Annotated in this window: 21 protein-coding genes, 1 pseudogene and 1 other annotated feature; of the genes and pseudogenes, 3 read left to right on the top strand and 19 right to left on the bottom strand. The window is 41.7% G+C overall.

The window, feature by feature from the left end; all coding sequences use genetic code 11:
* Nucleotides 1-84 precede the first annotated feature (84 nt).
* Nucleotides 85-3,036, top strand: a pseudogene (locus MKX59_RS13920) (Tn3 family transposase).
* Nucleotides 3,037-3,282: 246 nt separating this feature from the next.
* Here the strand turns inward: MKX59_RS13920 and MKX59_RS13915 are convergent.
* The 6 genes from MKX59_RS13915 to MKX59_RS13890 form a co-directional block, all read right to left on the bottom strand.
* Nucleotides 3,283-4,107, bottom strand: coding sequence for a hypothetical protein (locus MKX59_RS13915; RefSeq protein ID WP_023988864.1), 825 nt, complete (start codon nucleotides 4,105-4,107; stop codon nucleotides 3,283-3,285).
* A gap of 70 nt (nucleotides 4,108-4,177) precedes the next feature.
* Nucleotides 4,178-4,430, bottom strand: a binding site (T-box leader).
* 830 nt (nucleotides 4,431-5,260) lie between these two features.
* Entirely contained in the window at nucleotides 5,261-5,635 is a 375-nt protein-coding gene (locus MKX59_RS13910; protein WP_023988865.1) for a nuclear transport factor 2 family protein, read from the bottom strand.
* Nucleotides 5,636-5,736: 101 nt separating this feature from the next.
* Entirely contained in the window at nucleotides 5,737-6,372 is a 636-nt protein-coding gene (locus tag MKX59_RS13905) for an NAD(P)H-binding protein (RefSeq protein ID WP_071558682.1), read from the bottom strand.
* 221 nt (nucleotides 6,373-6,593) lie between these two features.
* A complete protein-coding gene (locus MKX59_RS13900; RefSeq protein ID WP_023988867.1) occupies nucleotides 6,594-7,337 on the bottom strand; it encodes an SDR family oxidoreductase in 744 nt (247 codons plus the stop codon).
* Nucleotides 7,338-7,381: 44 nt separating this feature from the next.
* Entirely contained in the window at nucleotides 7,382-8,410 is a 1,029-nt protein-coding gene (locus MKX59_RS13895) for an NADH:flavin oxidoreductase/NADH oxidase (protein ID WP_023988868.1), read from the bottom strand.
* A 126-nt stretch (nucleotides 8,411-8,536) separates the two neighbouring features.
* Nucleotides 8,537-8,959 carry a MarR family winged helix-turn-helix transcriptional regulator gene (locus MKX59_RS13890; RefSeq protein WP_023988869.1) on the bottom strand — a complete coding sequence of 141 codons (423 nt, stop codon included), beginning with the start codon at nucleotides 8,957-8,959 and terminating at the stop codon, nucleotides 8,537-8,539.
* Between the two features lie 318 nt (nucleotides 8,960-9,277).
* Between MKX59_RS13890 and MKX59_RS13885 the strand changes: the two genes are divergently transcribed.
* On the top strand, nucleotides 9,278-9,841 hold the full coding sequence (locus MKX59_RS13885) for a recombinase family protein (RefSeq protein WP_034095184.1): 564 nt from the start codon (nucleotides 9,278-9,280) through the stop codon (nucleotides 9,839-9,841).
* Between the two features lie 212 nt (nucleotides 9,842-10,053).
* On the opposite strand, the gene MKX59_RS13880 is transcribed toward MKX59_RS13885, so the two are convergent.
* From MKX59_RS13880 to MKX59_RS13840, 9 genes are all read right to left on the bottom strand, one after another.
* Nucleotides 10,054-10,425 carry a hypothetical protein gene (locus MKX59_RS13880; protein WP_256703687.1) on the bottom strand — a complete coding sequence of 124 codons (372 nt, stop codon included), beginning with the start codon at nucleotides 10,423-10,425 and terminating at the stop codon, nucleotides 10,054-10,056.
* Nucleotides 10,426-10,662: 237 nt separating this feature from the next.
* On the bottom strand, nucleotides 10,663-11,784 hold the full coding sequence (locus tag MKX59_RS13875; protein WP_023988872.1) for a phosphodiester glycosidase family protein: 1,122 nt from the start codon (nucleotides 11,782-11,784) through the stop codon (nucleotides 10,663-10,665).
* A gap of 221 nt (nucleotides 11,785-12,005) precedes the next feature.
* Nucleotides 12,006-13,472, bottom strand: coding sequence for a potassium/proton antiporter (locus MKX59_RS13870; RefSeq protein WP_023988873.1), 1,467 nt, complete (start codon nucleotides 13,470-13,472; stop codon nucleotides 12,006-12,008).
* Nucleotides 13,473-13,670: 198 nt separating this feature from the next.
* Nucleotides 13,671-15,059, bottom strand: coding sequence for a class II fumarate hydratase (gene fumC / locus MKX59_RS13865; RefSeq protein ID WP_340858484.1), 1,389 nt, complete (start codon nucleotides 15,057-15,059; stop codon nucleotides 13,671-13,673).
* Between the two features lie 165 nt (nucleotides 15,060-15,224).
* Nucleotides 15,225-16,769 (bottom strand): 2-isopropylmalate synthase, encoded by a 1,545-nt coding sequence (locus MKX59_RS13860; protein WP_071558681.1) that lies wholly within the window; start codon nucleotides 16,767-16,769, stop codon nucleotides 15,225-15,227.
* 102 nt (nucleotides 16,770-16,871) lie between these two features.
* Nucleotides 16,872-17,573 (bottom strand): FadR/GntR family transcriptional regulator, encoded by a 702-nt coding sequence (locus MKX59_RS13855; RefSeq protein ID WP_071558680.1) that lies wholly within the window; start codon nucleotides 17,571-17,573, stop codon nucleotides 16,872-16,874.
* Nucleotides 17,574-17,727: 154 nt separating this feature from the next.
* Entirely contained in the window at nucleotides 17,728-18,747 is a 1,020-nt protein-coding gene (locus MKX59_RS13850) for an aldose 1-epimerase (RefSeq protein WP_028541645.1), read from the bottom strand.
* Nucleotides 18,748-18,884: 137 nt separating this feature from the next.
* A complete protein-coding gene (locus tag MKX59_RS13845; protein ID WP_023988877.1) occupies nucleotides 18,885-19,688 on the bottom strand; it encodes an MBL fold metallo-hydrolase in 804 nt (267 codons plus the stop codon).
* Between the two features lie 126 nt (nucleotides 19,689-19,814).
* The gene (locus MKX59_RS13840; protein ID WP_023988878.1) at nucleotides 19,815-20,111 is read right to left on the bottom strand and encodes a hypothetical protein; all 297 of its coding nucleotides are present in this window, start codon (nucleotides 20,109-20,111) and stop codon (nucleotides 19,815-19,817) included.
* Nucleotides 20,112-20,273: 162 nt separating this feature from the next.
* Between MKX59_RS13840 and MKX59_RS13835 the strand changes: the two genes are divergently transcribed.
* Complete coding sequence (locus MKX59_RS13835) at nucleotides 20,274-21,506, top strand: aminopeptidase (protein WP_023988879.1); 1,233 nt, start codon at nucleotides 20,274-20,276, stop codon at nucleotides 21,504-21,506.
* Nucleotides 21,507-21,582: 76 nt separating this feature from the next.
* Here the strand turns inward: MKX59_RS13835 and MKX59_RS13830 are convergent, their stop codons facing one another.
* The 4 genes from MKX59_RS13830 to MKX59_RS13815 form a co-directional block, all read right to left on the bottom strand.
* Nucleotides 21,583-22,074 carry a hypothetical protein gene (locus MKX59_RS13830; protein ID WP_023988880.1) on the bottom strand — a complete coding sequence of 164 codons (492 nt, stop codon included), beginning with the start codon at nucleotides 22,072-22,074 and terminating at the stop codon, nucleotides 21,583-21,585.
* Nucleotides 22,075-22,228: 154 nt separating this feature from the next.
* Nucleotides 22,229-23,347 (bottom strand): glycerol dehydrogenase, encoded by a 1,119-nt coding sequence (locus MKX59_RS13825; RefSeq protein WP_023988881.1) that lies wholly within the window; start codon nucleotides 23,345-23,347, stop codon nucleotides 22,229-22,231.
* A 36-nt stretch (nucleotides 23,348-23,383) separates the two neighbouring features.
* Nucleotides 23,384-24,391 (bottom strand): biotin synthase BioB, encoded by a 1,008-nt coding sequence (gene bioB, locus MKX59_RS13820; RefSeq protein WP_023988882.1) that lies wholly within the window; start codon nucleotides 24,389-24,391, stop codon nucleotides 23,384-23,386.
* Nucleotides 24,392-24,594: 203 nt separating this feature from the next.
* Complete coding sequence (locus MKX59_RS13815; RefSeq protein WP_179085934.1) at nucleotides 24,595-25,896, bottom strand: hemolysin family protein; 1,302 nt, start codon at nucleotides 25,894-25,896, stop codon at nucleotides 24,595-24,597.
* Nucleotides 25,897-25,898: the final 2 nt, after the last annotated feature.

Raw genomic sequence — 25,898 nt, 5'->3', positions numbered from 1 at the left:
AGGCCGAATAAGGCTTTTTAATGTTTATTTTTACCTAAACTAACAGTATAGGTAAAAATATTACATATATAGGGAGAGACAGACATGAAGAGGAGTTGGACAGAAGACGAGCTGTTAGAACATTTTATTTTGGTTAACATCGAGCGTAAATTAATCGGTAACAAAACTGGTGCGAGCCGTCTTGGTTTTACGGTGTTATTAAAGTATTTTCAGCATGAGGCTAGATTCCCAACCAAAAGAAGTGACATACCAAGGCCTGTTGTTGAGTATATTGCAAAGCAACTCGAGCTGTCTCCTGATCTATTCGACCAATATCGTTGGGGAGCTGAAGAAAGGAATTACACCTACCATAGAAAGCAAATTCGAGACTTCTTCGGTTTTCAGGAACTTACCCGTAAAGATAATGAACGTTTAGAACAATGGTTAGTAGAACAGGTTCCATTTACACATGATACAGACTATTTAAAAAACCAAGCATATAGTCTTTTTCGCAAGTGGAAAGTTGAACCACCTTCTGCCGGGAGATTGAACCGAATAATTGATTCTGCTATTGATACCTTTGAAAAGGGTTTCTACCAAGAAACCTATCAGCAATTATCTTCTAAGACATGCGCTCGATTAGATTCTTTATTAGACTCCCATGATAAGGGGGAATCTGATGAAGAGGAAAGGGACATTTTAGCTTTTCGGCACCTACTTTCTTCCCCTCGTAAACCAAGTGTCAATACAATGGAGATGGAAGTTAAGAAATTATTGGCTATTCGACACCTTCAAATTCCAGATGGTTTATTTCATCATTTGACTCCAAAATTAATAAAGAAATATCGGCTTCGTGCAGCTACTGAGACAGTAACAGAATTGCGTGTACACCCAATGCCTATTCGCTACACCTTACTTGCTATTTTATTTTGGCATCGCCAAGCTGAAATCATCGATTATTTAGCTGATTTGTTAGATGAAATCACGCTTAAGTTTGGAAATAAAGCAAAGAATACAACCCGTAATGAAACAGTGGCAGAGTTAGAAAAAGTACAGGGGAAAAATAAACACATTCTCAACTTATTAAAAGCAACAGTTGATCATCCAGATGGAATCATTCAAGATACTTTATATCCAATCGTAAGCTCTTCCACCATTCGGGATATTATTAAAGACATGACAAGAAACAACCGAGAATACAAAGAAAAAATTTATATAAAGATGCACTCTTCCTATCGAGGGCACTATAGGAGAGCTCTCTGTGATATCCTAAAAAACCTTACGTTTAAGTCTAATAATCTATCCCATCAACCTATCATTGAAGCTCTTCAACTTATTCAAGAATACAGTGAAAGTGGTCAGCGTTTTTTTGCAGTTGGGGACGAAGTTCCTATTGAAGGAGTCATTCAGCCTAAGTGGAAGGATATCATTATTGAGGAAGATAGCAAGGGGATAGAGAGAGTTAACCGAATTAATTATGAGATTGCTGTTTTACAATCCCTTCGCACGCGATTTCGGTGTAAGGAAATCTGGATTGAGGGCGCTGACCGATATCGAAATCCTGATGAAGACCTGCCCCAAGATTTTGAAGAACACAAAGAAGAATATTTCCAAGCGCTAAAAGCGCCACTCGATGTAGAGCCTTTTATTTCGGACATTATACAACTGATGAAAGATAAGCTCTATTTACTGAACCAAGGCTTTGAAGATAAGAGCAACGATAAAGTTGCGATTACCAGCAGAAATAACAAGGGATGGATTCGTGTTACCCCGCTAGAAAAGCAGCCCGAACCTCCACATTTGTCTATGATTAAACAGGAGATCAGAAACCGTTGGTCCAATATCAACCTCTTAGATTTATTAAAAGAAACAGACTTTCATACTGGATTCACCAAGCACTTTAAAACTACAGCGGACCGGTCTATTTTAGATGAGGAAACGATTCAACGTCGGCTACTTCTCAGTCTATTTGGATTAAAAGCTGTCTCTGCTGGAAATAACCAAGATAGCTATCGTGAACTTCAGTATATCCGTAATAAATTTATTCATAAAGATCACTTGCGAAAAGCCAATGCAGAGGTTACCAAGCAAATCATTTACCATCGAATAAAAGAGGTGTGGGGGGAAGCTACTACCGCCTGCGCTTCCGATTCAAAACATTTTGGATCGTGGGATCAAAACCTTCTTACTGAATGGCATCCTCGTTATAAAAGACATGGAGTCATGATATATTGGCATACAGATCGCAAGTCAGCATGTATCTATTCTCAGCTTAAAACTTGTCTTTCCTCCGAAGTTGCAGCCATGATGGAGGGTGTTCTTCGTCATTGTACAGACATGGAAATAGACCGAAATTATGTAGACACGCATGGACAAAGTGTCGTTGCTTTTGCCTTTTGTCATTTGCTTGATTTTAAGCTGATGCCACGCTTCAAAAATATTGGCTCTCAAAAATTATATCGTCCTGAAGCCGGAATGAATGAGGAATATCCTCACTTACAACCTGTATTAAGTAGGCCCATTAACTGGGATCTCATCCGTCAACAGTATTAGCAAATCATTAAGTTTGCGACTGCTTTACGGTTAGGAACTGCATCAGCAGAAGCTATTTTAAAGCGATTTACGAGAGATACGAAGCACCCGACTTACCAAGCTTTATGTGAGTTAGGGAAAGCGATAAAAACCATTTTCTTATGTGATTATCTGCATTTTGAGGAAGTTCGTAGAGAAATCCATGAAGGACTAAATACCGTTGAACATTGGAATTCTGTTAACAATTACATTTTTTATGGAAAGAATAGCGAAATTCGGTTCAATTCTCTAGAAGACCAAGAAGTATCTGCATTATCGCTCCAATTGCTTCAAAACTGCTTAGTTTATATCAATACTTTAATGGTTCAAGAGATTCTCTATAATAACAATCAGTATTGGTTAAAGAGGATGACTCCCGAAGACTTTAGAGGATTAACACCTTTATTTTATAACCATGTGAATCCATATGGGACATTTAAATTAAATATGAATAAGAGAATTCCAATCAATCTAAAAATTTCATAAAAGTGTTGCTTTGAAATAAAGTTTGATCAAAAACACCTCACAAACTCGTATTTTTTACGGTAAATAATAAGAATCCACTTTGAAAAAAAGATTGATCAAAATGGATTCTTATTCTACAGATTTAAGTTTCGGTTTTATAAAAAAGTTTGATCATTTTCTACCTTTGATACTCCACAATCGCGCCCTATAATGGAATAACTAAGATGCTTATATTAGCTGGTATAGTTCTATAAGAACAGTAAAAATTTAAACCTGAAGAGCTTTTTGTAATGATTTTTTCATTGCTTCTACAAAATTCTGACGTGTCTCTTCAGATAATTCTAATAAGGAAAGATAGGGATTTAAATCTTCTAATTCGACTAATAAAAGCTCCCCTTGTTCGCTTCGACAGGCATCAACTCGTTGAATCCCCCAGTCAAGATTATTCCAGTCGATGAAACGTTTAGCAAAAGCTAAATCTTCTTCCGTAGGTACATACTCTTTCAATTCCCATCTTTTATCTTTATCCGGTGCATAAAGAGCATACTGAAATTCTTTGTTGATAAAATAAAATGAGACTTCATATTCAAAATTGATAAATGGTTGTACCAATGTATTTTTCGATTCTGAATTAACTTTTTCACTCAATTCATCTTTCGTAACAAATTCCATCCCGATAGAATCTGCTCCATCTTTCGGCTTTACGATATACGTGTCTACATTAGGGAGTTTATTTAGGGAATCAAGCGTATCAATCGTTGGAATAACAGGAAAATGAGCATTTGTTAGTTCTATTAAATATTCTTTTCCGTTCATATCAGCCTTCCCATCAAACGAATTATATGTGTTTAAATGTTTAGAAACAATTCGGTTGCGGAACGCTTCATATTTGTCTTTAAAATTTGCGACTGGACCTGCATTTCGGAAAACAATTAAATCAGCATGATCTTCAAATGCTTCGATATCTTCAGGATGACAGATGACCAAATTAAAGGCTTCTCTAAGTTTAGAAGTAAGAAATAAATCCTCTTCATAATAGTTTCTTCCTTTTGCTTCATAATATAAATCTGTTACAAATAGTAGCGTCTTCATTACGCCTTCACCTGCTTTTCTTAAAATTCTTATTGTAAAAAAAACATCCTAAAAAAAAAATCCCGTCTCAGTAAGAGACGAGATTGAAACTCGCGGTACCACTCTTGTTTAATAAAATGTTTGAATAACACTTTATTACCCTTTACAAACGTACAATCATACGTTGTCCCTTGTAACGGTGGATACCGATAAAGCTTACTAAACATTCGGCTTTACTTCTCAGAGATGATTTTCGGTTATTATCTGAACACTGGTTTTCAGCAAAACACCAGCTCTCTTTGGAACAGAAACAATAACGTACTCTTTCTCTTCATAGAATTTAAATAAAATTAGATTAATTAGCATTATTATATATTAATTCGAAAATAAAACAAATGGTTATTTAAGGAAGTTAATTGGATTTCTTTATACAATTATTTGCTTCTACACTTTAATTTAAATATCCAATTCCCTTTAAAAGTTTTGCTCCACAATCTGGCCCTTTAACGGAACAACTATGTCGTCACTCAACAGTTCCTTAATTCACCTTTTAATTCAGATGTACTTTTCAATTCACTAAAAAACACCCCTTAGATAATCTTATCCAAAGGGGTAAAGCATCGTAACTTTTTTGCAAACGGTATAACTTTCATTAAAACGGTACATCTTTTTTATAAACGGTACTTTGTTTCAAATCTACACCTGTTTTTTAAATTATAAGATATTCTAAAACCTTTGAATACCGTAAATTTCCTTCTTTTAGTTCAATAAAAAGAAAAAAGAGGATTATCTCACCATCCCCTCTTGTATATCAGGCTTTTTTATTTCTGGACCCTTTATGAAAACTCTTACATTTATAAAGGCTAATAGACCGAAAGTTCCGAATGTTACCACGTTTAAAGTTACCCGTAATTTTTAGCTAACACTAACTAGACAAGCCAATAATCATCTAAATGGTGACATCAATAAAATTAAGCTTTGTACTGTCGTAGGAATAGTAGTTATACGTAATCTTCTTCTTGTCTAGGATTCGCATTACATTGGTTTTGTCCTGCTTTTTTACCCATAATTATCACCGATCTGACTGTTTAAAAGGTTTTAATTCCTGTCTCAAAAACAGTGGACAGTCCTCTATTTTTGAGACAGGCTTATGATTCTATTTGGAAATTACTTTTTACGAATGCAGATGGAATAACTTCGAAATAATGATCCATTCACCGTCTAGTTTAAGTAATTGCTGAAAATCAGTGTATGATTCGCCATATGCATCATTCTCTAAACTTATACGAACAGAAGCAATCGTTCCTTCAACATCTAGAATATCAACCCTTGATTTAAGATCCATTGCAGGACCAGCTTTATCCATAAAGTCCCATAAGTTTTGAATAGGTCCTCCTAGAAAGCCATCAGTTGTATTGTAACCGTACATAGTTGCATCTTTATGAAAAGCTTGCTTTGCTACTTCTTTGTTCCCTGAAATAAGACCTTCTATATACTTATTCACTACTTTAATAATCTCATCGTAATCTTTTATTGCTGTTTTGCTCATTTTTCCTAAATCCCCCTTAAGTTATAAATAGTCCGTTTAACGATAATAAAGTTTTCTAACCCAGGCTCGTTTTATTTAATTAGCACATATAAAAGCTATTCTTATAAATTCCGCAAAGCATCTGATATAGGAGTTTTACCATCGCTCATTGTGATGACTTTTTCGATGGTATTAGGGTCTTGCAAACTCTGAACTAACGTATCCACTACATTTTCTATAGAATTTTCACCAGGATAATCAATATTGACATCTATTTTTCCAGATCCAGGCTCCTCTTTTAAAACACCAGGCTGTAATATTGTATAGTCTAGCTTGGTATTATTAATTAGCCAATGATCAGCAAAATGTTTAGCAATATTATAATTTGTTAAATCTTTTAGAAAAGACTGATTCCACTTGTCTTGATTTAGGGCAAAAACTGAACTAAGCATGATAAATCTTTTTATTTTCTTGTGCTCAGCAGCGCGCATCACTTTAACAGCACCATTTAAGTCAATCTTCAATAAATCTTTTCCTTTAGAACCAGCTACAAAGAAAATAGCTTCTGCATCATACATATTCTCAGCTATTGCTTCAGGGCTCGCTAATAAATCTATATGAACATAGCGAACATTGTTCGAACTGCTTGTGAGGTTATCCCTTCTAGTTCCTGCGTAAACAAAATGTCCGTTCTCAACTAGTTTATCAACAAGATGTGAACCTACTCGACCATTAGCTCCTACTACTAATACCTTCATGAAAAAACCTCCCCAAAAATGAATTTAAATGAGTATTTATCTTATAGTGATAAAAATGATATTAACATGGTCTGACCATATTGATATTATTTTACTCTATTCAATTTAAAACAAACTATAAGTGTAAAAACTTATTGGCTAATTCTTATAGACAAAATCAAGTGGGGTAAATTACCTCTCTTTTCTTTCGTAATCAGAAGTCTTTCTTTCAAATTACCTCATTACCATTCCTGTGCTGTAGGTGTGACAATCACATCATTAATCATGACGTTCGCAGGCTTATTAACCACAAATCCAATTGTTTCAGCTACATAGTCTACGTCAATAGCTACCTTATTTAATTCTCCCAGTACAGATTTTACATCTTCATCTGTCACTGTATCCTGCCAATTAGTTGCAATGACACCTGGTGAGACTAAAACAGCTTGAATATTATGTTTGACCGATACCTCTTTACGTAGACTTTCGGTAATTGCTCTTACTGCATACTTCGTAGAACTATACACACCATGACCTTCACCAATCGCATGACCGGCAATAGAACCTACATTAATGATTTGTCCACTTCCTTGTTTCTTCATATGAGGTAGGACCGCAGCTACTCCATACAGCACACCTTTTACGTTAAGGTCAATCATCGTTTCCCATTCGTCTACATGAGCGTTATCCCACATGGAGAACAACATCATCCCTGCACTGTTAATTAACGTATCAACTCTTCCGAATTTATCTACTGTAAAGTCTACGAGAGATTGAACGTCTTCTTTGACGGTAACATCTGTCACCTTGTAAGAAGCCTTCCCCCCTTCTTTATTGATTCGCTCTGCTAGATTTTTTAGTTTCTCTTCATTTCTGGCAGCTAGAACGACAGAAGCTCCATTCTTCGCAAGATGAATCGCTGTTGCTTCTCCAATCCCACTTGAAGATCCTGTAATAATGACTACTTTGTCTTGAATATATGACATCTTTTATACTCCTCCTTTAGGTTTTTATCTTTTGTCATTTCAACTTATCTTCTAAAACCATCTGCGTACTGTGTAGGCACAGTCGTTTCTTTTTTTAATGTAGCTGCAGCTTCTAATGCCCAATGAGGATTTCGTAACATTCCTCGTCCAACAGCTACAAGGTCTGCCTCCTCATTTCCGATAACAGCGTTTGCCAATGCAGGGGCATCCAATCTTCCAACTGCAATGACCGGAACATTGAGAGCTTTTTTAATTTCTCGAGCTAGTGGTACTTGATAAGCAGCATGCGTACCAGGTTTTCCCCAAGCAGCAATAGGACCTTCACCACCTGAAGAGATGTCAAAGATATCTACTCCTGCTTTTTGATATTCTTTTGTAAACTCTATACTTTGGTTAATTCCATATCCACCTTCTACATATTCTTTAGCAGATATACGCATCATTAACGGCATATCTTCTGGTATCTCAGCTTTGGCTGCTTCAATAATTTCTCGGCCAAACTTAGTTAGATCCTTTCCATACTCATCATTTCTTTTATTTGTTAAAGGAGAGTGGAATTGATGAATTAAATATCCATGAGCACCATGGATTTCAATTGTGTCAAATCCTGCTTTTACTGCGCGCTGTACGGCCTTGCGAAACTTTTCTACCATTTCTTTCACTTCATCTGTTGAAAGAGCTCTAGGTGTTTTTGAATTTTCATCAAATGGAATAGCAGAAGGTGCAACTGGCACAGCAGCATCTTCTGCTTTACGTCCAGCGTGAGCGATTTGAATACCAACTTTTGCTCCATAACGGTGGCAAGCTTCTACAATTCTTGCTAAAGCAGGGATTTGCTCGTCTGACCATAATCCTAAGTCAAAGTCTGAAATACGGCCATCAGGCTCAACATCTGTCATTTCAATCATAATAAATCCAGCTCCACCGATCGCTCTATTTACATAGTGCAGGTAATGCCAATCCGTAGCGATCCCATCTTTATTTTCAACCGAATATTGACACATTGGAGACATCACAATACGGTTTTTTAACTCCAATCCTTTTATCTTATAAGGACTAAATAAATGTTCCATGATAAAAAACTCCTTTTTATTTAAATTAAATGCATGACACATGCATTTAATTTAACGCTAAATTTTCTCCATGTCAAGTCAAAGTACTCCATCTGAAAAATGAGTACTTTGACTGATTAGGAATTTTTATAACTCTTCTATTAACTGTTTCATTAATCCTTCAACATTAACCGTAGAGAGATATGATTTTAGTATTTCTCGGAAAGAAACTAAACTTCTTTGTAGTTTCTTCTCACCTAAGTCAGTTAGGCGAGTATAGGAACCTCTACGGTCATCTGTACAAACATGCTTTTCTAATGCACCACAGCTGTTCGCTTCCATATTACCTACTAGCCTAGAAAGCGCACTCTGACTTAAACCGATCATCTCTTGCAATTGCTGTAATCTGAGCTTTTTGTCTGGTGCTTTGGAAAGGTAGTAGAGTACGTAGAATTCTTTTAAAGATAAGCTGTACTCCGCTTGCAGGACATTCTCCAATTCTTTCTTTATTTTATTTTGTATAGAGTCTATGGTTAACCAATGATCCATAAAATCATGATTAGTATTCATGATATTCCACCTATTCTACATTATATTATTGCGTTCTAATCAGAATATATGCACAAACTGGTACGATATCTAAACCATGTTACATAATAATTCTTTAACATATAATTTTACCAAAGTGAAGTGCAAACAGTCAAATTTCTACTACTGAATGTTAGGTACCTAAATGGGTATCCAAAAGAAAACAACCTATGTGTAAAATATCCAATTTAACCACCAAGTGTTATTCAATTATCTGGCCCTTTTCTTGAATAACTAACGTGTTTGAGAGGTCATTTAATCACCTTCAAGCACATACGACATCTCTTTTTTTACAACTACATTACCAAAAACCATGCCCGCGTTTCCACGATTGATCAGAACCTAGACAGACAACTTAGCATGCTAAAGGAATATGGCTGCGAAAAGATAATTGATGAAAAATTCACTGGTACAGTGAAAGACCGTCAAGGTCTGCAGAATTTAATGAATGTGATTAGGGCAAATGATATTGTTGTAGTAGAGAGTATTTCACGTCTGGGTCGTAAAACGCTCGATATTTTAAGTATCATTCAAGAATTTGAAGATATAGGAGTACAATTTGTCTCCTTAAAAGAGAATATGGACACACGAACATCAACAGGAAAGGCTATGTTTCAAATGATGTGTGTGATTGCTGAATTGGAACGGAATCTCATCGCTGAACGAGTAAAAGAAGGATTGGAAGCAAGTAAGAAGCGTGGGAAAAAGCTTGGAAGACCGAAAGTCGACAAGGATAAAATAGCCTTGGCCCTACGAATGTATGACAGTAAGGAATACTCTGTAAAAGAAATTATAGAAGGCACTGGTATTTCACAAGGTTCTTTATACAGAGCTATTCAGAAGCGGACCCTAGAAACAACATAAGGAGCATACACTTTGCTCCTGTTTTCTCATATCATCTCTCCACTTATCTGCTACTTTGCGGTCTATGACAGCAACCCTGTGACTAGGCCTAATAGATACTTAAGCAAGCATGAAGCAACAAAAGTACAAATTCCATCTAAAAAAGCGCGTACCGGGAAGTATCTTTACTTCAACGATACGCGCTTTTTAAATTTTCCTTACTATTGCTGCTCTTAACTTATTCCATCGCCTGCTGGGGCATCTGTACGCGATTCCCACGGCAGCTTGAAGGTTTTCATAATTTGTTTGGTATTAGCCGGGAGTCCAGTTACGGGATCACCCGTAGTACCCAGCAGTTCATCTTTATTTAGCGTAGTAATACGCCCATAGAAAGTAGTACTGCTGTCTCCCCATCCTGTAGTAAACTTGTAGATCAGGGGCTTATTTATTTTCGGATAAGTTCCCCACTGATTTTTGGCTTTATTCACCAAAAAACGCTCCAGCGGATCGTATTCCATTGTAAATGTTTTATCAAAGGGAGCACCCACATACCCTTGATAGGTGACAACTGGAAAACCGTCCTTCACTTCAACTAGACTCAGCACATCCCCACTGTAAAATAGCGCAATGCTTCGCCTTGAGGGAACATATAGACACTCGACAGGAGCTCAGTATTGGGAAAATGCGCTTCGATATAAGGATGGACAGAACGTCTGCCTAAACGAATTAACGCATCACGCGCTGTCGCCAGATCTCCCTCGTATATTTCTTCTTTTAATTTACCATGAATCTCTGGCTGGTCATCAGTCTCCGTTCACTTAATGAACTTGTTCATTCCTGATCTATCTCTTTTTGGCTGCGTCAATGTCTCCAGGATTCAGACCTTCCCATATGTTCGGGATACTAACAGTCTCTGGATGCTCAAATACGAGAAACGCAGTCGGCAAATACCGCTCTCCGTATTCAGAAGAAGGCTTGTTCACAATGGCATTATCCTTGACGAGCACCGTTGAAGAACCTCCATCCAGATTAGCACCGATAACCGCTCCGTGTTTAAGCAAAATATTTTGCATATCATACAAGTTGGCACCAATACTGTACCCAGGCTGACGACCGTCGATGGTCACGAATATAATGGCCCCGTCTGCTCTTTGTCCCATTGCGGTACGGGGAGCAATTCCCCACCCCTCGCTTGCATTGCGAATCAGACCTTTCCCATTCACGATTAGGCGTGGTTGAAAAGTAACCGCTTCTTGCACATTCATTTTGGACAACTCAGACAACGAATAGTGACCGGCTATCATTTTTCCCTGTTTATCAATACCTACGATTTGAACAGAGGCATTTTTGCCCATATCATTGTAGTATATCTCGCCCTGGGAAATGACAACGCCAATCGGTTTAAAACCATTCCCATTCCAGTTGGGATCGGCAAAGCCACCGCCATTTACGCCAGCAACAGCCCCTAAACGCTCGACCATACTAGATACCCTTTCTCCCCGGCCGACCTTGGAAGGAACCCCGAGCCGAATTTTAGTGGGGTCATGAACCGTCATAACATAGCCATGATAGTTACGCCCCGATACCTCTTCCACCTCAACCAGCGGCGTTTGTTGTACTTTGGTCGGTATCAGATCAGGCAGATTGATTGTATGTCTGTCCTTCTCCTCACCCATCGCTTCAAAACGGGCCGAATATTCAGCCACACGTTTTTTCGCCTCTGCTTCACCGATAAAGTACTTCGCCCAGTGACGATGTTGGGTCGTGATCAGCGTATCCGCAGCCAAATAGCGCATGTCCTTGCCAGATGACGTTAGGAACAACCACGCACCACCCCCTATTCCTGCTAACAGGAATACAATAAAAAGTCGCAGTATAAAGCGACCGAATTTTCCTTTTCGTTTCTTTTTTCTATTTTTCTGCCTGCGAGCTGCTGCACGCTGTGGCAAGACTTCCGGTTTCATTCATCATCTCTCCTGTTATTGGTGACTTCTATCTTATTCATCACTATTGCCCATCAAATGATCCGTAACGATAGGCAGCGACATCTAACGACAATATCATAAACTAATTTTGTAGAATGATAGTGTCAATTTTTTAACAGATTCATCCACTCTGAAAAAAACACAGGAAAAAGTCCTCCACATGAATGTGAAGGACTGTAATTAAGGGTACTCTACGCTTTTTACGGAGCAGCCTCTGGTTCGAGTAGCATGAACAGTTCTTTCATCTGCTGTCGCTTGAGTTTGGGACTAAGCACATACAATGTATCGCCTGGTTCAATTACAGTAGTGCCTCTAGGGGCAATAATTTGCTCGTTCCGAATTATGGCTGTGAATAAAATATCTTCAGGCAACTGTATATCCTGAATCGCTTTGCCCGCTATCGACATCCCCTTTTGTACCTGAATGTGGTTGATTTCCGAAGTGGTTTTCCCCAGAGAAACTAATTCCAGCAATGAAGGAGACGATGTTTCGTTAGGGTCCATCAAGCCAAGCTTCACCGCTAGCCACGAAATAGTTGTACCTTGAATGATCGCAGAGGTGAGCACGACGAAAAATACAACATTAAAAAACAAGGGTCCTACATCCATCTCATCCAGTAAAGGATAGGTTGCTAGTACAATAGGTACCGCCCCCCGCAGTCCTGCCCAGGATAACAGTGTCTTCTCGCGCACAGAGTACCTGGAAAAAAGCAAGCTTAGGAACACGCCTATTGGACGAGCCACGAGCATGAGGATGAAGGAGAGCGCCAAGCTTTGCCACGCAATGCCCAGCAATTGATCAGGAAAGACCAATAGGCCGAGCAGGACAAACATCATAATCTGCACCATCCAGGCGAAACCATTGTTAAAATGAATAATGGATCGCTTGTAGGTCAAGTCGGAATTTCCCAAGACAATGGCCATGACATAAACCGCCAGCAATCCGCTTGCCTCCAGTAACGATGCCGCTGCATACGTCAAGACTGCAAATGCCAGCGCCATTACAGGATACAAACCGGATGAATCAAAATTCATTTTATTAATCGCATATACACCTATACGTCCAAGTACAAAACCAACGACTAAACCAAAACCCATTTCCCATAAAAACAACAAGATATGTATCCAAATGGATTGCTCAGGGTGATGTATCAGCTCAATCAATGTTACCGTGAGAAATACAGCCATCGGGTCATTACTGCCGGATTCCGCTTCGAGCGTCGAGGTAATTCGTTTTTTGATGTTTTTACCTCCTAGAACGGAAAACACGGCTGCCGCATCCGTCGATCCGACAATAGCGCCAAACAGCATGGATTCCATCCAGCTTACGCCTAAAATAAACTTGGCGCATACGCCAATGACTACGGTCGTAATGATGACCCCTAACGTTGATAATGATAACGCAGGTCGAATAACTGGCTTAACGTCTGCAAACTTTGTCTGCATCCCGCCTTCAAACAAGATTACAATGAGCGCGAGAATGCCCACCAGCTGTGTGATAAAGGCATTATCAAAATAAATAAACTGACTAAGCACCATACCTACGGCAATAAACAAAACAAGCGCAGGCATACCGAAACGGCTGGAAAATTTGGTAGTCAGCACACCGACCAGCAGCAAGCTGGACAGCAAAAGCACAATCAAATTTATAAGGGTTGTCTGTTCCATACGCTTCTCCTATCTTGAAAATGGATGTTCAATTTTTCGCCTTCTATCTATATACCCTCAAATCACACAGAATACTAATCTTAAGTAAAAAAATATATGAGAAAACAAAAAATCCAGCTCATGGTCTGTGCTAAATCGCACTCGATGAGCTGGTTTGTATATTTTTTATAAGGCTTAAGCAGAGACAATCGTCGTGCTTTAGGCTTTAGGATGAATCATATGCGCAGGTACAACATATTGATCGAACTGTTCTTCAGTCAACAGTCCGCTGCGGAGTGCCGCTTCTTTTAGAGACAGTCCTTCTGCATGTGCAAGTTTGGCGATTTTAGCGGCATTTTCATATCCGATATGTGGATTCAATGCCGTCACCAGCATCAGCGAATTATTCAAATTGTGCTCAATTTTAACGAGATCAGGCTCAATGCCGATCGCACAGTTGTCATTAAAAGCAATCATGGAATCGGCCAGCAGTTGAACAGACTGCAAAAAATTGTAGATGATTACTGGCTTAAACACGTTCAGTTCAAAATTACCCTGACTCGCAGCAAAGCCGATAGCTGCATCATTACCCATTACTTGAGTAACGACCATCGTCAGTGCTTCGCTCTGGGTCGGATTCACCTTACCGGGCATGATAGAGCTACCTGGCTCGTTAGCAGGGATCGTAATTTCCCCCAAACCGCTACGCGGACCACTTGCCAGCCAACGAACATCATTGGCGATTTTCATCAAATCGGCAGCGAGCGCTTTGACTGCTCCATGTACGGCCACCACTTCATCGTGGCTGGTCAATGCATGAAATTTATTGGGTGCGGAAGTGAACGTTTTGCCAGTGAAACTGGAAATTTCCGCAGAGGTTCGGGAGCCAAACTCTGGATGAGCATTAATTCCTGTCCCCACCGCTGTACCGCCAATCGCCAGCTCCTTCATGTATTGAACCGTGTCGATGATAATTCGCTTGCTCTTGTCCAGCATGGCATACCAGCCGCTTATTTCCTGGCCCAGCGTAAGCGGTGTCGCATCTTGTAAATGGGTTCGTCCAATTTTTATAATATCCTTGTATTGCTCTGACTTCTGTTGAAAAGTCTCTTTCAGCTTATCGATGGCAGGCAACAAACGATCCTCCACTGCAATGACACCCGCTACATGAAGCGCTGTAGGAAACGTATCGTTTGAGCTTTGCGACATGTTCACATCGTCATTGGGATGCAGCTTCGTATCTTTTCCCTGCTCTTGTAACCATTGGCTTCCCAGATGAGCAATCACTTCATTCACATTCATATTGGACTGCGTACCGCTCCCTGTCTGCCATACAACCAATGGGAAATGGTCATCAACTCGCCCTGCGAGAATTTCGTCTGCTGCATAAATAATGGCATCCTGCTTCTCCTGTGATAGCTTACCCAGCTTATAGTTACTGATCGCCGCGCTCTTTTTAAGCACCGCGAACGCCTGTATGACCTCTAATGGCATTTTCTCCGAACCAATCGGGAAATTTTCCTTGCTGCGCTGTGTTTGCGCTCCCCACAGACGGTCTGCCGGTACTTTGATTTCGCCCAACGTATCCTTTTCGATGCGGTAGTTCAACTCATTTCCTCCTCTTGGCCTATGTAATTCAGACAAAATATGGTGATCTCTCTTGCCTATTATACATTAAATTTCAAATGTTATCATTTATTTTGCAAGCGCTTTTTTACGATAAGGCCAGAGGAGGCAAAAGGAGATTTCCGCTACTATCCTGGGTCACTAAGTTCAGCTAATGATGATATTTCTTTTGCCATGGACTTCTTTTCTGCCCAGTAGCTTGTTCAGCGCATCGATGTAAGCTTTGGCGCTAGCTTCCAAAATATCAGTACTTGTGCCTCTTCCCAGTGCTGTGTACTCACCTTGCCTCAAAATGGCGTGTACTTCCCCCAATGCATCTTTGCCATATGTTACAGATTGGATCGAGTAATCCTCCAACTCCACCTCTTCACCACTGGCCTTGTCTATAGCATGGAAAATCGCATCTACAGAACCGTTACCCATTGCTACTTCATCAATTGCTGTCCCATCTTGTTTACTCAACCGAATGGATGCGACTGGAACCGACTGATTGCCATAGGACACCTGAATGGAATCCAGTGTGTAAATTTGAGGCGAGGCATTGCGGCTTTCATCCATCAGGACGAGCAAATCTTCATCCAACACCTGTTTTTTCTTATCCGTCAAGTCCTTGAATTTGCGGAACGCCTCTTGCAGCTGTTCCTCCGTCAAAGCTTCAAACCCCATGTCCGCCAGTTTTTCTTTAAATGCATGTCTACCCGAGTGCTTGCCCAATACAAGTTTACTTGTCTTCAGACCAATACGCTCAGGGGACACGATCTCATACGTTGTACGCTCTTTAAGCATTCCGTCCTGATGTATACCAGACTCGTGCGCAAACGCATTGGCTCCAACAATGGCCTTGTTTCCCGGTACCGACATCCCCGTACGTTTGCTCACCAGGCGACTGGTGGCATACAGCTCCTCCAAAACCAGACTCGTTTGTGCACCATAGAGCTCGGTTCTAGTGTCAAGGGCCAGTGCAACTTCCTCGATAGGTGTATTTCCGGCTCGCTCACCGATGCCATTGATGGTACCTTCAAATTGGTCTACACCATTACGGATAGCCGCCAGCGTGTTAGCTGTTGCCATACCAAGATCATCATGACAATGTGTGCTAAGTTGTATTTTTTCGATACCGGGCACTTGTTGTTTTACAATTCTAAACATTTCACCGAACTGGTCCGGCGAGGCATATCCCACCGTATCCGGTAAATTGACGACTGTCGCTCCAGCACGAATCGCCATATCCACGACCTCACAAATAAAGTCCAGCTCGGTACGACTGGCGTCCTCTGCTGAAAATTCTACCTTGCTGAAATACTTGCGTCCATAACGAATGGCAGCTGCAGCGGTCTCTAATACTTTCGCTTTATCCATTCGCAGCTTATGTTGGCGGTGAATGGGCGAGGTAGCCAGGAATAAATGAAGACAGGCATCCTCAGCTCCTTGTAGCGCCTCTCTGACTGCATCAATATCCTGTTCCTTCGAGCGTGCAAAACCAACCAGTGTTGCTTGGGTAACCTGTTTGGCAATCTCCTGCATGCTGATAATCTCACCAGGCGAGGTTGCTGGAAAGCCAGTCTCAATCCGATCTACGCCTAATTTTTGCAGCTGAAGAGCAATTTCCACCTTTTCTGTGCTGGTTAAGCTAACTCCTGGTGATTGTTCTCCATCTCTTAACGTTGTGTCCAACACCCATATTTTGCGCATACAGATACCACCTTTGGATTGATTTTAGGAGATGTTCGAGTAGAAGGCTGAAAATTCGTTTTATTATTCATCTGATCATCTGATGTTTAAAAGTAAAAAAATTTATGAACTTCCCATATGCTTTTGCAGCTCTAGCTTGGTGCCGTCCAAATGTTGAATGCTATACAGCTCGGCAGCCTTGCCATCCTGATCCCGGATTGCTTCATATATTTTTTCATGCTGCAAAGTAAAATGATTTTGCATCGCTGGATCGGTAATGAGATTGTTCAACGCCTTGCGAATGGCCTCTACAAAGCTGCCATATACGTCTGTAAGCACCTTATTGCGTGTAGCTCCGGCAACAGCCAAGTGAAAAGTGATATCCGCATCTAAGTACCCAGACAAATCTCCAGCGACCAAAGTTGCAGCACGACGGTCCAGCGCCGCACGCATTAAGTGTAAATCCTCGTCATTACGACGTAATGCAGCCAATCTGGCAATCTCTAGTTCCAACACACTCCGCACTTCATAAACCTCAATAATTTCAGCACGGCTTAGACGGTAATCCAATGGCTCTTGAGAAGTTGTCGGTTGGCAGACAAAAGTTCCGTGTCCTTGCTTTTTCTCTAATAGACCGGCATGAACCAGAACGCTAACTGCTTCACGTACTGTAGATCGCCCGACTCCGAATAGCTTCATGAGCTCAGGCTCGGTTGGAATCTTTGTGCCCACATTCCATTCACCAGCAGCAATTTTTCGTTGCAGCTGTTCAGCTACTTCATCGGCGATTTGCCTGCGTTTGACGGCTTGAAAAGGAAAATTCATCTGATCATCTCCTGTTTCGTATCATACTATGACTGCTTGGCATTCTGCAACCTTTTTCTTCCTCCTTCCCCATTGGCCCTTACCTGTGCTTTACATACCCAAATAAAGCCTGCACCGTTGGACACGATACAGGCTTATAAGGATAAATTAAATGCTAGGATTTCGATTTATTAGGTGTTATACAATACAAACGGCTGGTTGCCTCAAAAATATGGCCTGGAGCCAGTGCAATCAATCCGATCTCCTCAGCTGGTAGGTCCGGACGATTCGGTGCATTGATCATGTTCATTTGCGGTTCAGGACAGATGAATTCCTTGTTCGCTTTGTTATTCCAGATCATCCAATGCTTATAAGCTGTACCTACATCGTATACGAGGGTAGCCCCTGTCTTACTGTGTGTCAGTTCCATGTAGTTGCGTCCATTTTGCGGAGCTGCCGTGTAATGATTATCCATAGAGGCAAAATAAGGACTAACTCCCGTCGTCTTCAGCAGTTCCTCTTCCAGAGATAAAGGCTGGAACTGACCTGTGGCCAACAACCGTTCCGTCAGCTCACGACGCTCACCGATTGTGACCTTAATCTTGTAATCCTCAGGCGAGCTATCGGGTACGAACGGAACGCGAATCGCTGTGTGAAAGGCAAATAAGTTGGGGATCGGTTGATCGCCCTCGTTATGGATCACATAACGCTGATGCAGGCCAAATTCGTCCAGGCTGTACGTTAACTTCATGGTAAAGGTGAAGGGTAAATAACGGAACATGGGATGTCCTTCCCTTACATGCTGATTCATTACCACATAGCTACCTTGCTCCCCGGAACCGTAGTCCTCAACCTCCCACCGAACAGTGTGTAAAAAGCCGTGCAGATGGTTGTGGGTCGCCTCTTCATTTATCGGCAGCTCATATGTAACACCATTCCACAGGAATTTTCCATCCTCATACCGATTCGGAGGGAACAGGAAAGGAATTCCGTAAACGGACGGGCTTTGCTTAAAAGCCTCTATGCTCTCAGCATCTGGCTCACGCAGAAAAGAATATCCCGTTTCATTGTCACGAAAAGAAATCAGATTTGCGCCGTTTCCCGGCAGGGCAACCGCTTCATATCGTCCAAATTTAAGACGAATCGCCGGTATTCCATAATAAAGATCACCAATTGCAGCATGTTGTTGTGTCATCAAAAAATCCTCCTTGATGAAATGACGATGTTTAATGAAAGCGTTTAGCTTTTGGCTTGACTATACCATGCTGAGCAAAAAAATTCCACGTCCACACAAAAAACGATGCCCCGCAAGGCATCGTCCTTCACACATCACTACACATAACGTCCCTGTTTGGGTACAGCCATGTGCTCAAAATCTCCCGCCAGTTGCTCCAGCTGATCTGTCAGCTCAGCACCACGCATGTAATGACCATGTCCTGTGACTGCAATCTCAGGCTTTAACTTGGCCAGCATTTCCACCGAACGCTGCGCAGCTTGCCAATCTGTTGTAAAATACGCAGGAGGTCCATGTATTTCTTTTTCCTGTAAAATAACGGCCAGTGCCGATTCCTGTTTCACCGTAATAAAAGCGTCACCGGCCACCATTAACCTTCTTCGCTCATGAAAAAGCGATACATGACCAGGTGTATGTCCTGGCGTATGCAGCCACTTCCAACCAGGGGCACCGGGGACACTGCCATCTTGGGGCAGGGATGTGATGCGATCATCGAGATCTATAGCATCATTGGGGTATAAGAAGGAAATGCCCGACATTAAACCTCCCCCTACACTAGGGTCAGGTTTTTGATAATCCTTCATTCCCGTCAAATAAGGTAATTCCAAAGGATGTGCATAAACAGGTGTACCCCAATGCTGTACCAACTCAATAACCGAACCTACATGATCAAAATGACCATGTGTAAGCACAATAGCGATTGGAGGGCCAGCGAACCGTTCCTCTGCCAGGCGTATAATCGAGTCTGTAAATCCTGTCATCCCCGTATCCACCAGCACCCAGGAGCGGCTTCCCGGCTCTCCAATAAAACACATATTTACAAACAGCGTCCGTAAGCTCAGGAGATCGGGAGCAGCCTCTTCATTTGCCGTCATTCCTTCGGTGAACAGATGATTTGCCAAAGCTTCACCCTCCTATTCACATGGAATTTCCTGTTAATATCGACCTTTAGGCTTCCCCCATGTCAGCAGATTATGCGGACACTGCTAAATATAATCCGCTTGTCACGAAAATAGACCATGTTTACATTACTCGGGTAATTTGCTCCATGCCGTATCTAGCAAATAATCGAACAAATCATCGTTCTCTTCAATCCAGCTATCCATTTGCAGCATCTCTTCCTCCACCCGTGGCTCTCCTGCAAAATGGAGACTGTAATCCCATTCCTTTCCCCTTTTACTGTGGAATGTGATTTCATATACAGAGCTCTGTCCGTCTACTCCAAATACCACTTGGCCCAGATAAGCACCATTCTCATCTCTTGTCATTTGTGCCTGTTGAATATGTACTTCTTTCACTTCCTGAGGTGAATTTTGCTCTGTCATTCATCTATCCGCCCTTTCATTTTCACTAAATAGTACCAAAACTGATTTGTGAACCTTTTCGTTACATTGTACAATATATAAGCTATGTGTGGAATTTGCAAAAAAACTGTGCAAGTTACCCAAGCCTTGTTTAAGGCTTTTCGTGAAATGGAGGAAAGTTACATGTCAGATTTTCAACAAAAATTGCAAAAATATGCCGAGTTAGCCGTTCGGGTCGGCGCCAATGTACATCCTGGGCAGACACTCATCGTTCATGCGCCAATCTTGTCCGCCGAACTCGTGAGACTTATCGTCAAATCAGCGTATACTGCTGGAGCCAAGCTGGTTACAGTAAAATGGAGTGATGAGACCATTACTCGATTACAGTATGAACTAGCTCCTGATGAAACTTTTAATATTGCTCCCAAATGGTACGCAGCCGAAATGACTGAAGAGGTCGAAAATGGCGCAGCTGTACTGCATGTCATTGCAGAAAATCCGGATTTGCTTAAAGGGATTCCGTCCAGCCGAATTACTGCTGCCCAGCGCGTGCGGTCACATGAATTACGTCAATACCGCGAATTTCAAATGGCCGACAAATTCAGTTGGTCTCTGATTGCTTATCCTTCAGCAGAGTGGGCTGCCAAAGTATTCCCTGATCTGCCAGCTTCAGAGCAAATGGATAAACTGTGGGATGCCATTTTCAGCACCGTGCGTGTGGATCTGGATAACCCCGTGGAGGCGTGGAAAGAGCATTTGAAAACCCTTTCCAGCAAATCTGATATTTTAAATGCCAAACGCTATAAAAAGCTGCATTATCTGGCTCCAGGCACAGACCTCACCATCGAATTGGCAAAAGATCATCTGTGGGTAGCAGCCGAAAGCGTCAACCAACAGGGACATACTTTTGTAGCCAATATGCCTACCGAGGAAGTGTTTACAGCTCCGCTCAAAACGGGAGTGAACGGTAAGGTCAGCAGCACCAAGCCACTTAGCTACAGCGGAAATATCATCGACAACTTTTCACTGACTTTTGAAAATGGACGTATTGTCGATGTACAGGCAGAGATCGGTTTGGAAACTCTTCAGCATCTCGTAGAAATGGATGAAGGTTCACACTATCTGGGTGAGGTTGCTCTCGTACCTCATAAGTCACCTATCTCTGATAAAAATATTTTATTTTATAATACGTTGTTTGATGAAAATGCCTCTAACCATTTGGCCATCGGTAATGCCTATGCATTTAACCTTAAAGGCGGCAAGGATATGACTCAAGAGCAGTTGGCTGCCAACGGCCTGAATTCCAGCCTGACACACGTCGACTTTATGATCGGTTCAGGTGAAATGGACATCAACGGCGTTACCGAGGACGGTACTGAGGAACCTATCTTCCGTAAAGGAAATTGGGCGATCTAACACGGCAAAAAAGGCTCTCACCGCTTCATGCGTGAGAGCCTTCTTGCTTCATCCTATAGGCTATGTTAGATCTATTTTACAACGTGTTAATCCAAGAATTCGCTGCAATTCCAAAAACAATTTGTATCACGCTGATGATAAAAAAGACAATAAGACAATTTACAACTCTTCGATTGGTGGTTTGATGCATGGATAAAGATGATTTCACATAAAACATACTGCCTAATATCCCCAAACACAGACCAAAGATGCCAGCAAATAGCCATCCTATAACCAAACTGACCACGACAAAAGCCCAACTCCAGCCGGGAACTTTACTCACAGGAACATAAGGTTGATTGGACCCAAGATACACACCGTCCACGGCTAAATCTGCTTTGTTGCCAATGACAACAACATTTACAGCTTTTTCTTTCAATCTAATTGGAAAATCAATCAAGTTCAAAAATGCGTTCTGGCTTTTAACCTTCTGCTCGCTTCCATTTACAATAATTTTTCCGCCAGTTAAGCTACGCTTGTACTCAATACTATATTGAGTACCTTGATCTTCTACATTCCATTTTGCCATCGCTAAACCCCTCTCAAATTTTAGGGGAGCCATAAATATACTCCCGGCATTTCCTGATTATGTACCATAAAAATCATAACATAAGCTGCAAGTTAAATAATGGGAAAAAGGCCGCTGATCAGCGACCTTTGATTCTACTTTATTTCGTATGGGGTTAGTTTCTATATCCAATTTTAGCCTTGTAGGCAAGTGAATACTGGTCAGCCGCTAAAATCGCATCAAGCACATCATCCGCTGTGACAGCAAATGGTAGATTGTGAGCAGTTTCGCCTTCTTTGGTAGCAGCCTGAGCTACCCGGTACAAATCCTCTCGGGAAGCTTCCTGGAGCTTAATGTCTTCCAGCGTGACAGGCAGATCGAGTTTTAGATAAAAGTCAATATACCGCTCCACCTCGGACAAAGGTCTTTTTTCCAAGGCAAGCTGGACTAAGGTGCCAAAAGCTACCTTCTGACCATGTGTCAGGTGATGAATGTCTCCTTCCAGAACGGTAAAACCATTGTGAATCGCATGTGCGCCTGCCAAACCGCCGCTTTCAAAGCCCAAACCGCTTAGCAACGTATTGGCTTCCACTACCGCTTCAAGCGCAGGTGTGACGACTTTGCGTTTCACGGATTCGTAAGCCTGCAGTCCGTAATCGAAAAGAACTTCCTCACACTTGGACGCAATGGCTTCTGCCGCCAAGGTTGGCAAACCACCAGCCATTGTCGTTGCGCGAGCTTCAATGACCGCACGGGCTTCAATCCACGTCGCCATGGCATCTGCAATACCTGAGGAGAGAAACAAGGGCGGCGCTTGAGAAATGACTTTCGTGTCCACCAGGATCAGGCTCGGATTTTTACTGAAAAAGGTATACGTATCAAATGCACCCTCATCAGTGTACAAAACAGATAGTGCACTAGTAGGGGCATCTGTAGAAGCGGTTGTTGGAATAATCACAACCGAGGAACCGAGTAGTTCATTAACGGCTTTGGCAGTATCCAGCGTTTTACCACCACCTACACCAATGACAATGTCGACCTGGGCGCTTCGTCCCTGATCCGCAATGCGGTTGACTTCATTTTTGGATGCTTCCCCTTGAAACTCAATTTTAACCGCCGTAATATCAGTCTGTTCCAGACTTTTTACCACGCGGTCGGCTGCAATCTCCCAAACCAGCTTGTCCGCAATAACCAAGGCAGTATGACCAAATGGCTTAACATACTCACCAGCTTTATCAATCACATTTTTCCCTTGCACATATTTACCTGGACTAATAAATACTTTTTCGCTCATCGTTTAACTCTCCCTTCCAAGTTTGTACAATTTCTATTATACGGCTGAAAGGGCACACATCTCAATTTCGAAACCAAGATCTTCAATCATTTGATGATCAAATGTGACCTCTTGGCCTTCTGTCGTTAAATAATCTCCTACAAAAATTGAATTCGCTGCATACAGGCATAGCGGTTGTAACGAGCGTAAATTCAACTCTCGTCCACCTGCAACGCGTATTTCTTTGGATGGACAGATGAAGCGGAACAGTGCCAGCACCTTCAAAGCTTGGATAGGTGATATTCGCTTTGCTCCCTCCAACGGGGTTCCAGGGACTGGATTCAAGAAGTTAACCGGAATAGAGTCAGCATCTAACTCCCGTAAGGCATAAGCCATTTGAACGATTTCCTCATTCGTTTCCCCCATCCCGATAATAACGCCAGAGCATGGAGACATTCCGTGAGATTGAGCCATTTTCACAGTTTCGACGCGTTGATCGTATGTATGTGTGGTTGTAATCGAGGGATAGTTGGCCTTACTTGTATTTAAATTATGATTGTATCGATGTACCCCAGCCTTTGCCAACCGCCGTGCCTGATCTCCCTTGAGAATCCCTAAGCAGGCGCAAATTTTGAGCGGCATCGTGCGATTAATTTCTTGTACTGCCTCAATCACCTGATCCAGTTCTCGATCTGTTGGACCTTTGCCGGAAGCTACGATGCAATAGGTCCCTGCTCTCCGCGCTACTGCTTCCCTAGCTCCAGCCAATAGTGATTCCTTGTCCAACATACTGTACTTGCTCACAGGCGCCGTGGATACGATAGATTGTGAGCAATAACCGCAATCCTCCGGGCATAGGCCACTTTTGGCATTGATGATCATGTTGAGCTTTACTTTTTTTTCATAGAAATGATGCCGCACCCGAAATGAAGCTTGCATAATCGGTAATAATTCTTCATCGTCGGCTTCCAGTACCGCTATGCCTTCTTCCAGCAATACACGGCTGCCGTGTATTGCTTTTTCAGCCAACGAGTCCCATTCTATAACCTTGTTTAGTAAATTCATACTTCTTGCCTCCCAAAATTTAATGATCAGGTAAATGGATAAGATTTTCAGCGTAGAGAAGTTCTTTTTTTATTGTCAACCTAAAGAATTATAATAAGGTTGACAATTACACGAACATCATATCAATTCATGTCCATTCTGTAAAGAAGACAAAATAAAAAGCGACCCCACATCGTTCAAGGTCGCTCTCTAGATTTATTCCGTTATGAGACTCCTGCTTCTTCCACGATGATAGGCTGTTTTATCAGCCGAATACGTGAAATCCGCTTGTTTTCAACTTCTTCTACCGTGAACATACATCCCTCAAACACTACAGACTGGCCAGGCTGTGGGGGAATAACCTCGACATGTGAGTACAGCCAGCCCCCTACCGTATCATAATCCTCATGATCAAGATCCAGTCCAAAGCGATCGTTCACTTCATCAATTAATAACATGCCGTCAATGGAAAATTCCTCGTCATTAATCTGCTCACAACTTGGACGCTCCTGATCGAACTCATCCTGAATTTCACCAACGATTTCTTCCATAATATCTTCCAGTGTTACCATACCCGATGTACCGCCATATTCATCAATCAAAATTGCGATTTGCGTCTTGCTACGCTGCATACGTTTGAGCAGATCACTAATTTGCGTAGATTCAGGGACAGCAAGAATCGGTCGAATCATCGTACGGGTATCCAGTGTGTTCGCCCGTAGAAGGTCCTTAATATGGATAAAGCCGATAATATGGTCCTTATCTTCGGCGCAGATTGGATAACGGGTTCTCATGCTTTCCGTCGCAATCGCGAGATTTTCTTCTGTGGACTCATTACTGTATAAGCAGATCATCTCAGTTCGCGGAATCATGATTTCCCTGGCGGTCGTGTCGGTAAAATCAAATATATTATCAACAAGCGCCAATTCCGTATTATCAATTAGTCCGCTCTTATTGCTTTCTTTCATCAGAATGCGTATTTCATCTCCGGTATGCGCGGAATCGTCATTCTCGGATACCGGCTCCAGACGGAATAAACGCAGCAGGCTGTTCGCCATTCCATTCAACGCCCATATGAATGGATACATCAACTTGTAAAACCAAGTCATCAGCATGGCTGAATACAGCGTAATGGTCTCAGATTTACGAATAGCTATCGTTTTGGGCGCCAATTCACCCAACACAATATGCAGAATCGTAATGACAATAAATGCAATAACCACGGCAGTACCGTGCACATATACCGCTCCTAATCCGGCGGCTGTAAATACAGGTTCGATCAAATGTGCGATGGCCGGCTCTCCGATCCATCCTAGTCCCAACGATGCTAGTGTAATACCCAACTGGCAGGCAGACAAATAAGCGTCCAAGTTGTGTAACATATTGGCGGCGTACACGGCCTTTTTATTGCCCGCTTCCACCAATGTTTCAATACGGCTGCCTCTGACCTTCACCATGGCAAATTCCGCAGATACAAAAAAACCATTCAATAGTACTAATGCAAAAACAATAAATAAGTTAAACATAC

Origin of the sequence: Paenibacillus sp. FSL R7-0340 (assembly GCF_038002205.1) — a bacterium.
GTDB classification, from domain to species: Bacteria; Bacillota; Bacilli; order Paenibacillales; family Paenibacillaceae; genus Paenibacillus; species Paenibacillus polymyxa_B.
This window is presented reverse-complemented; position numbering and strand designations above follow the sequence as displayed.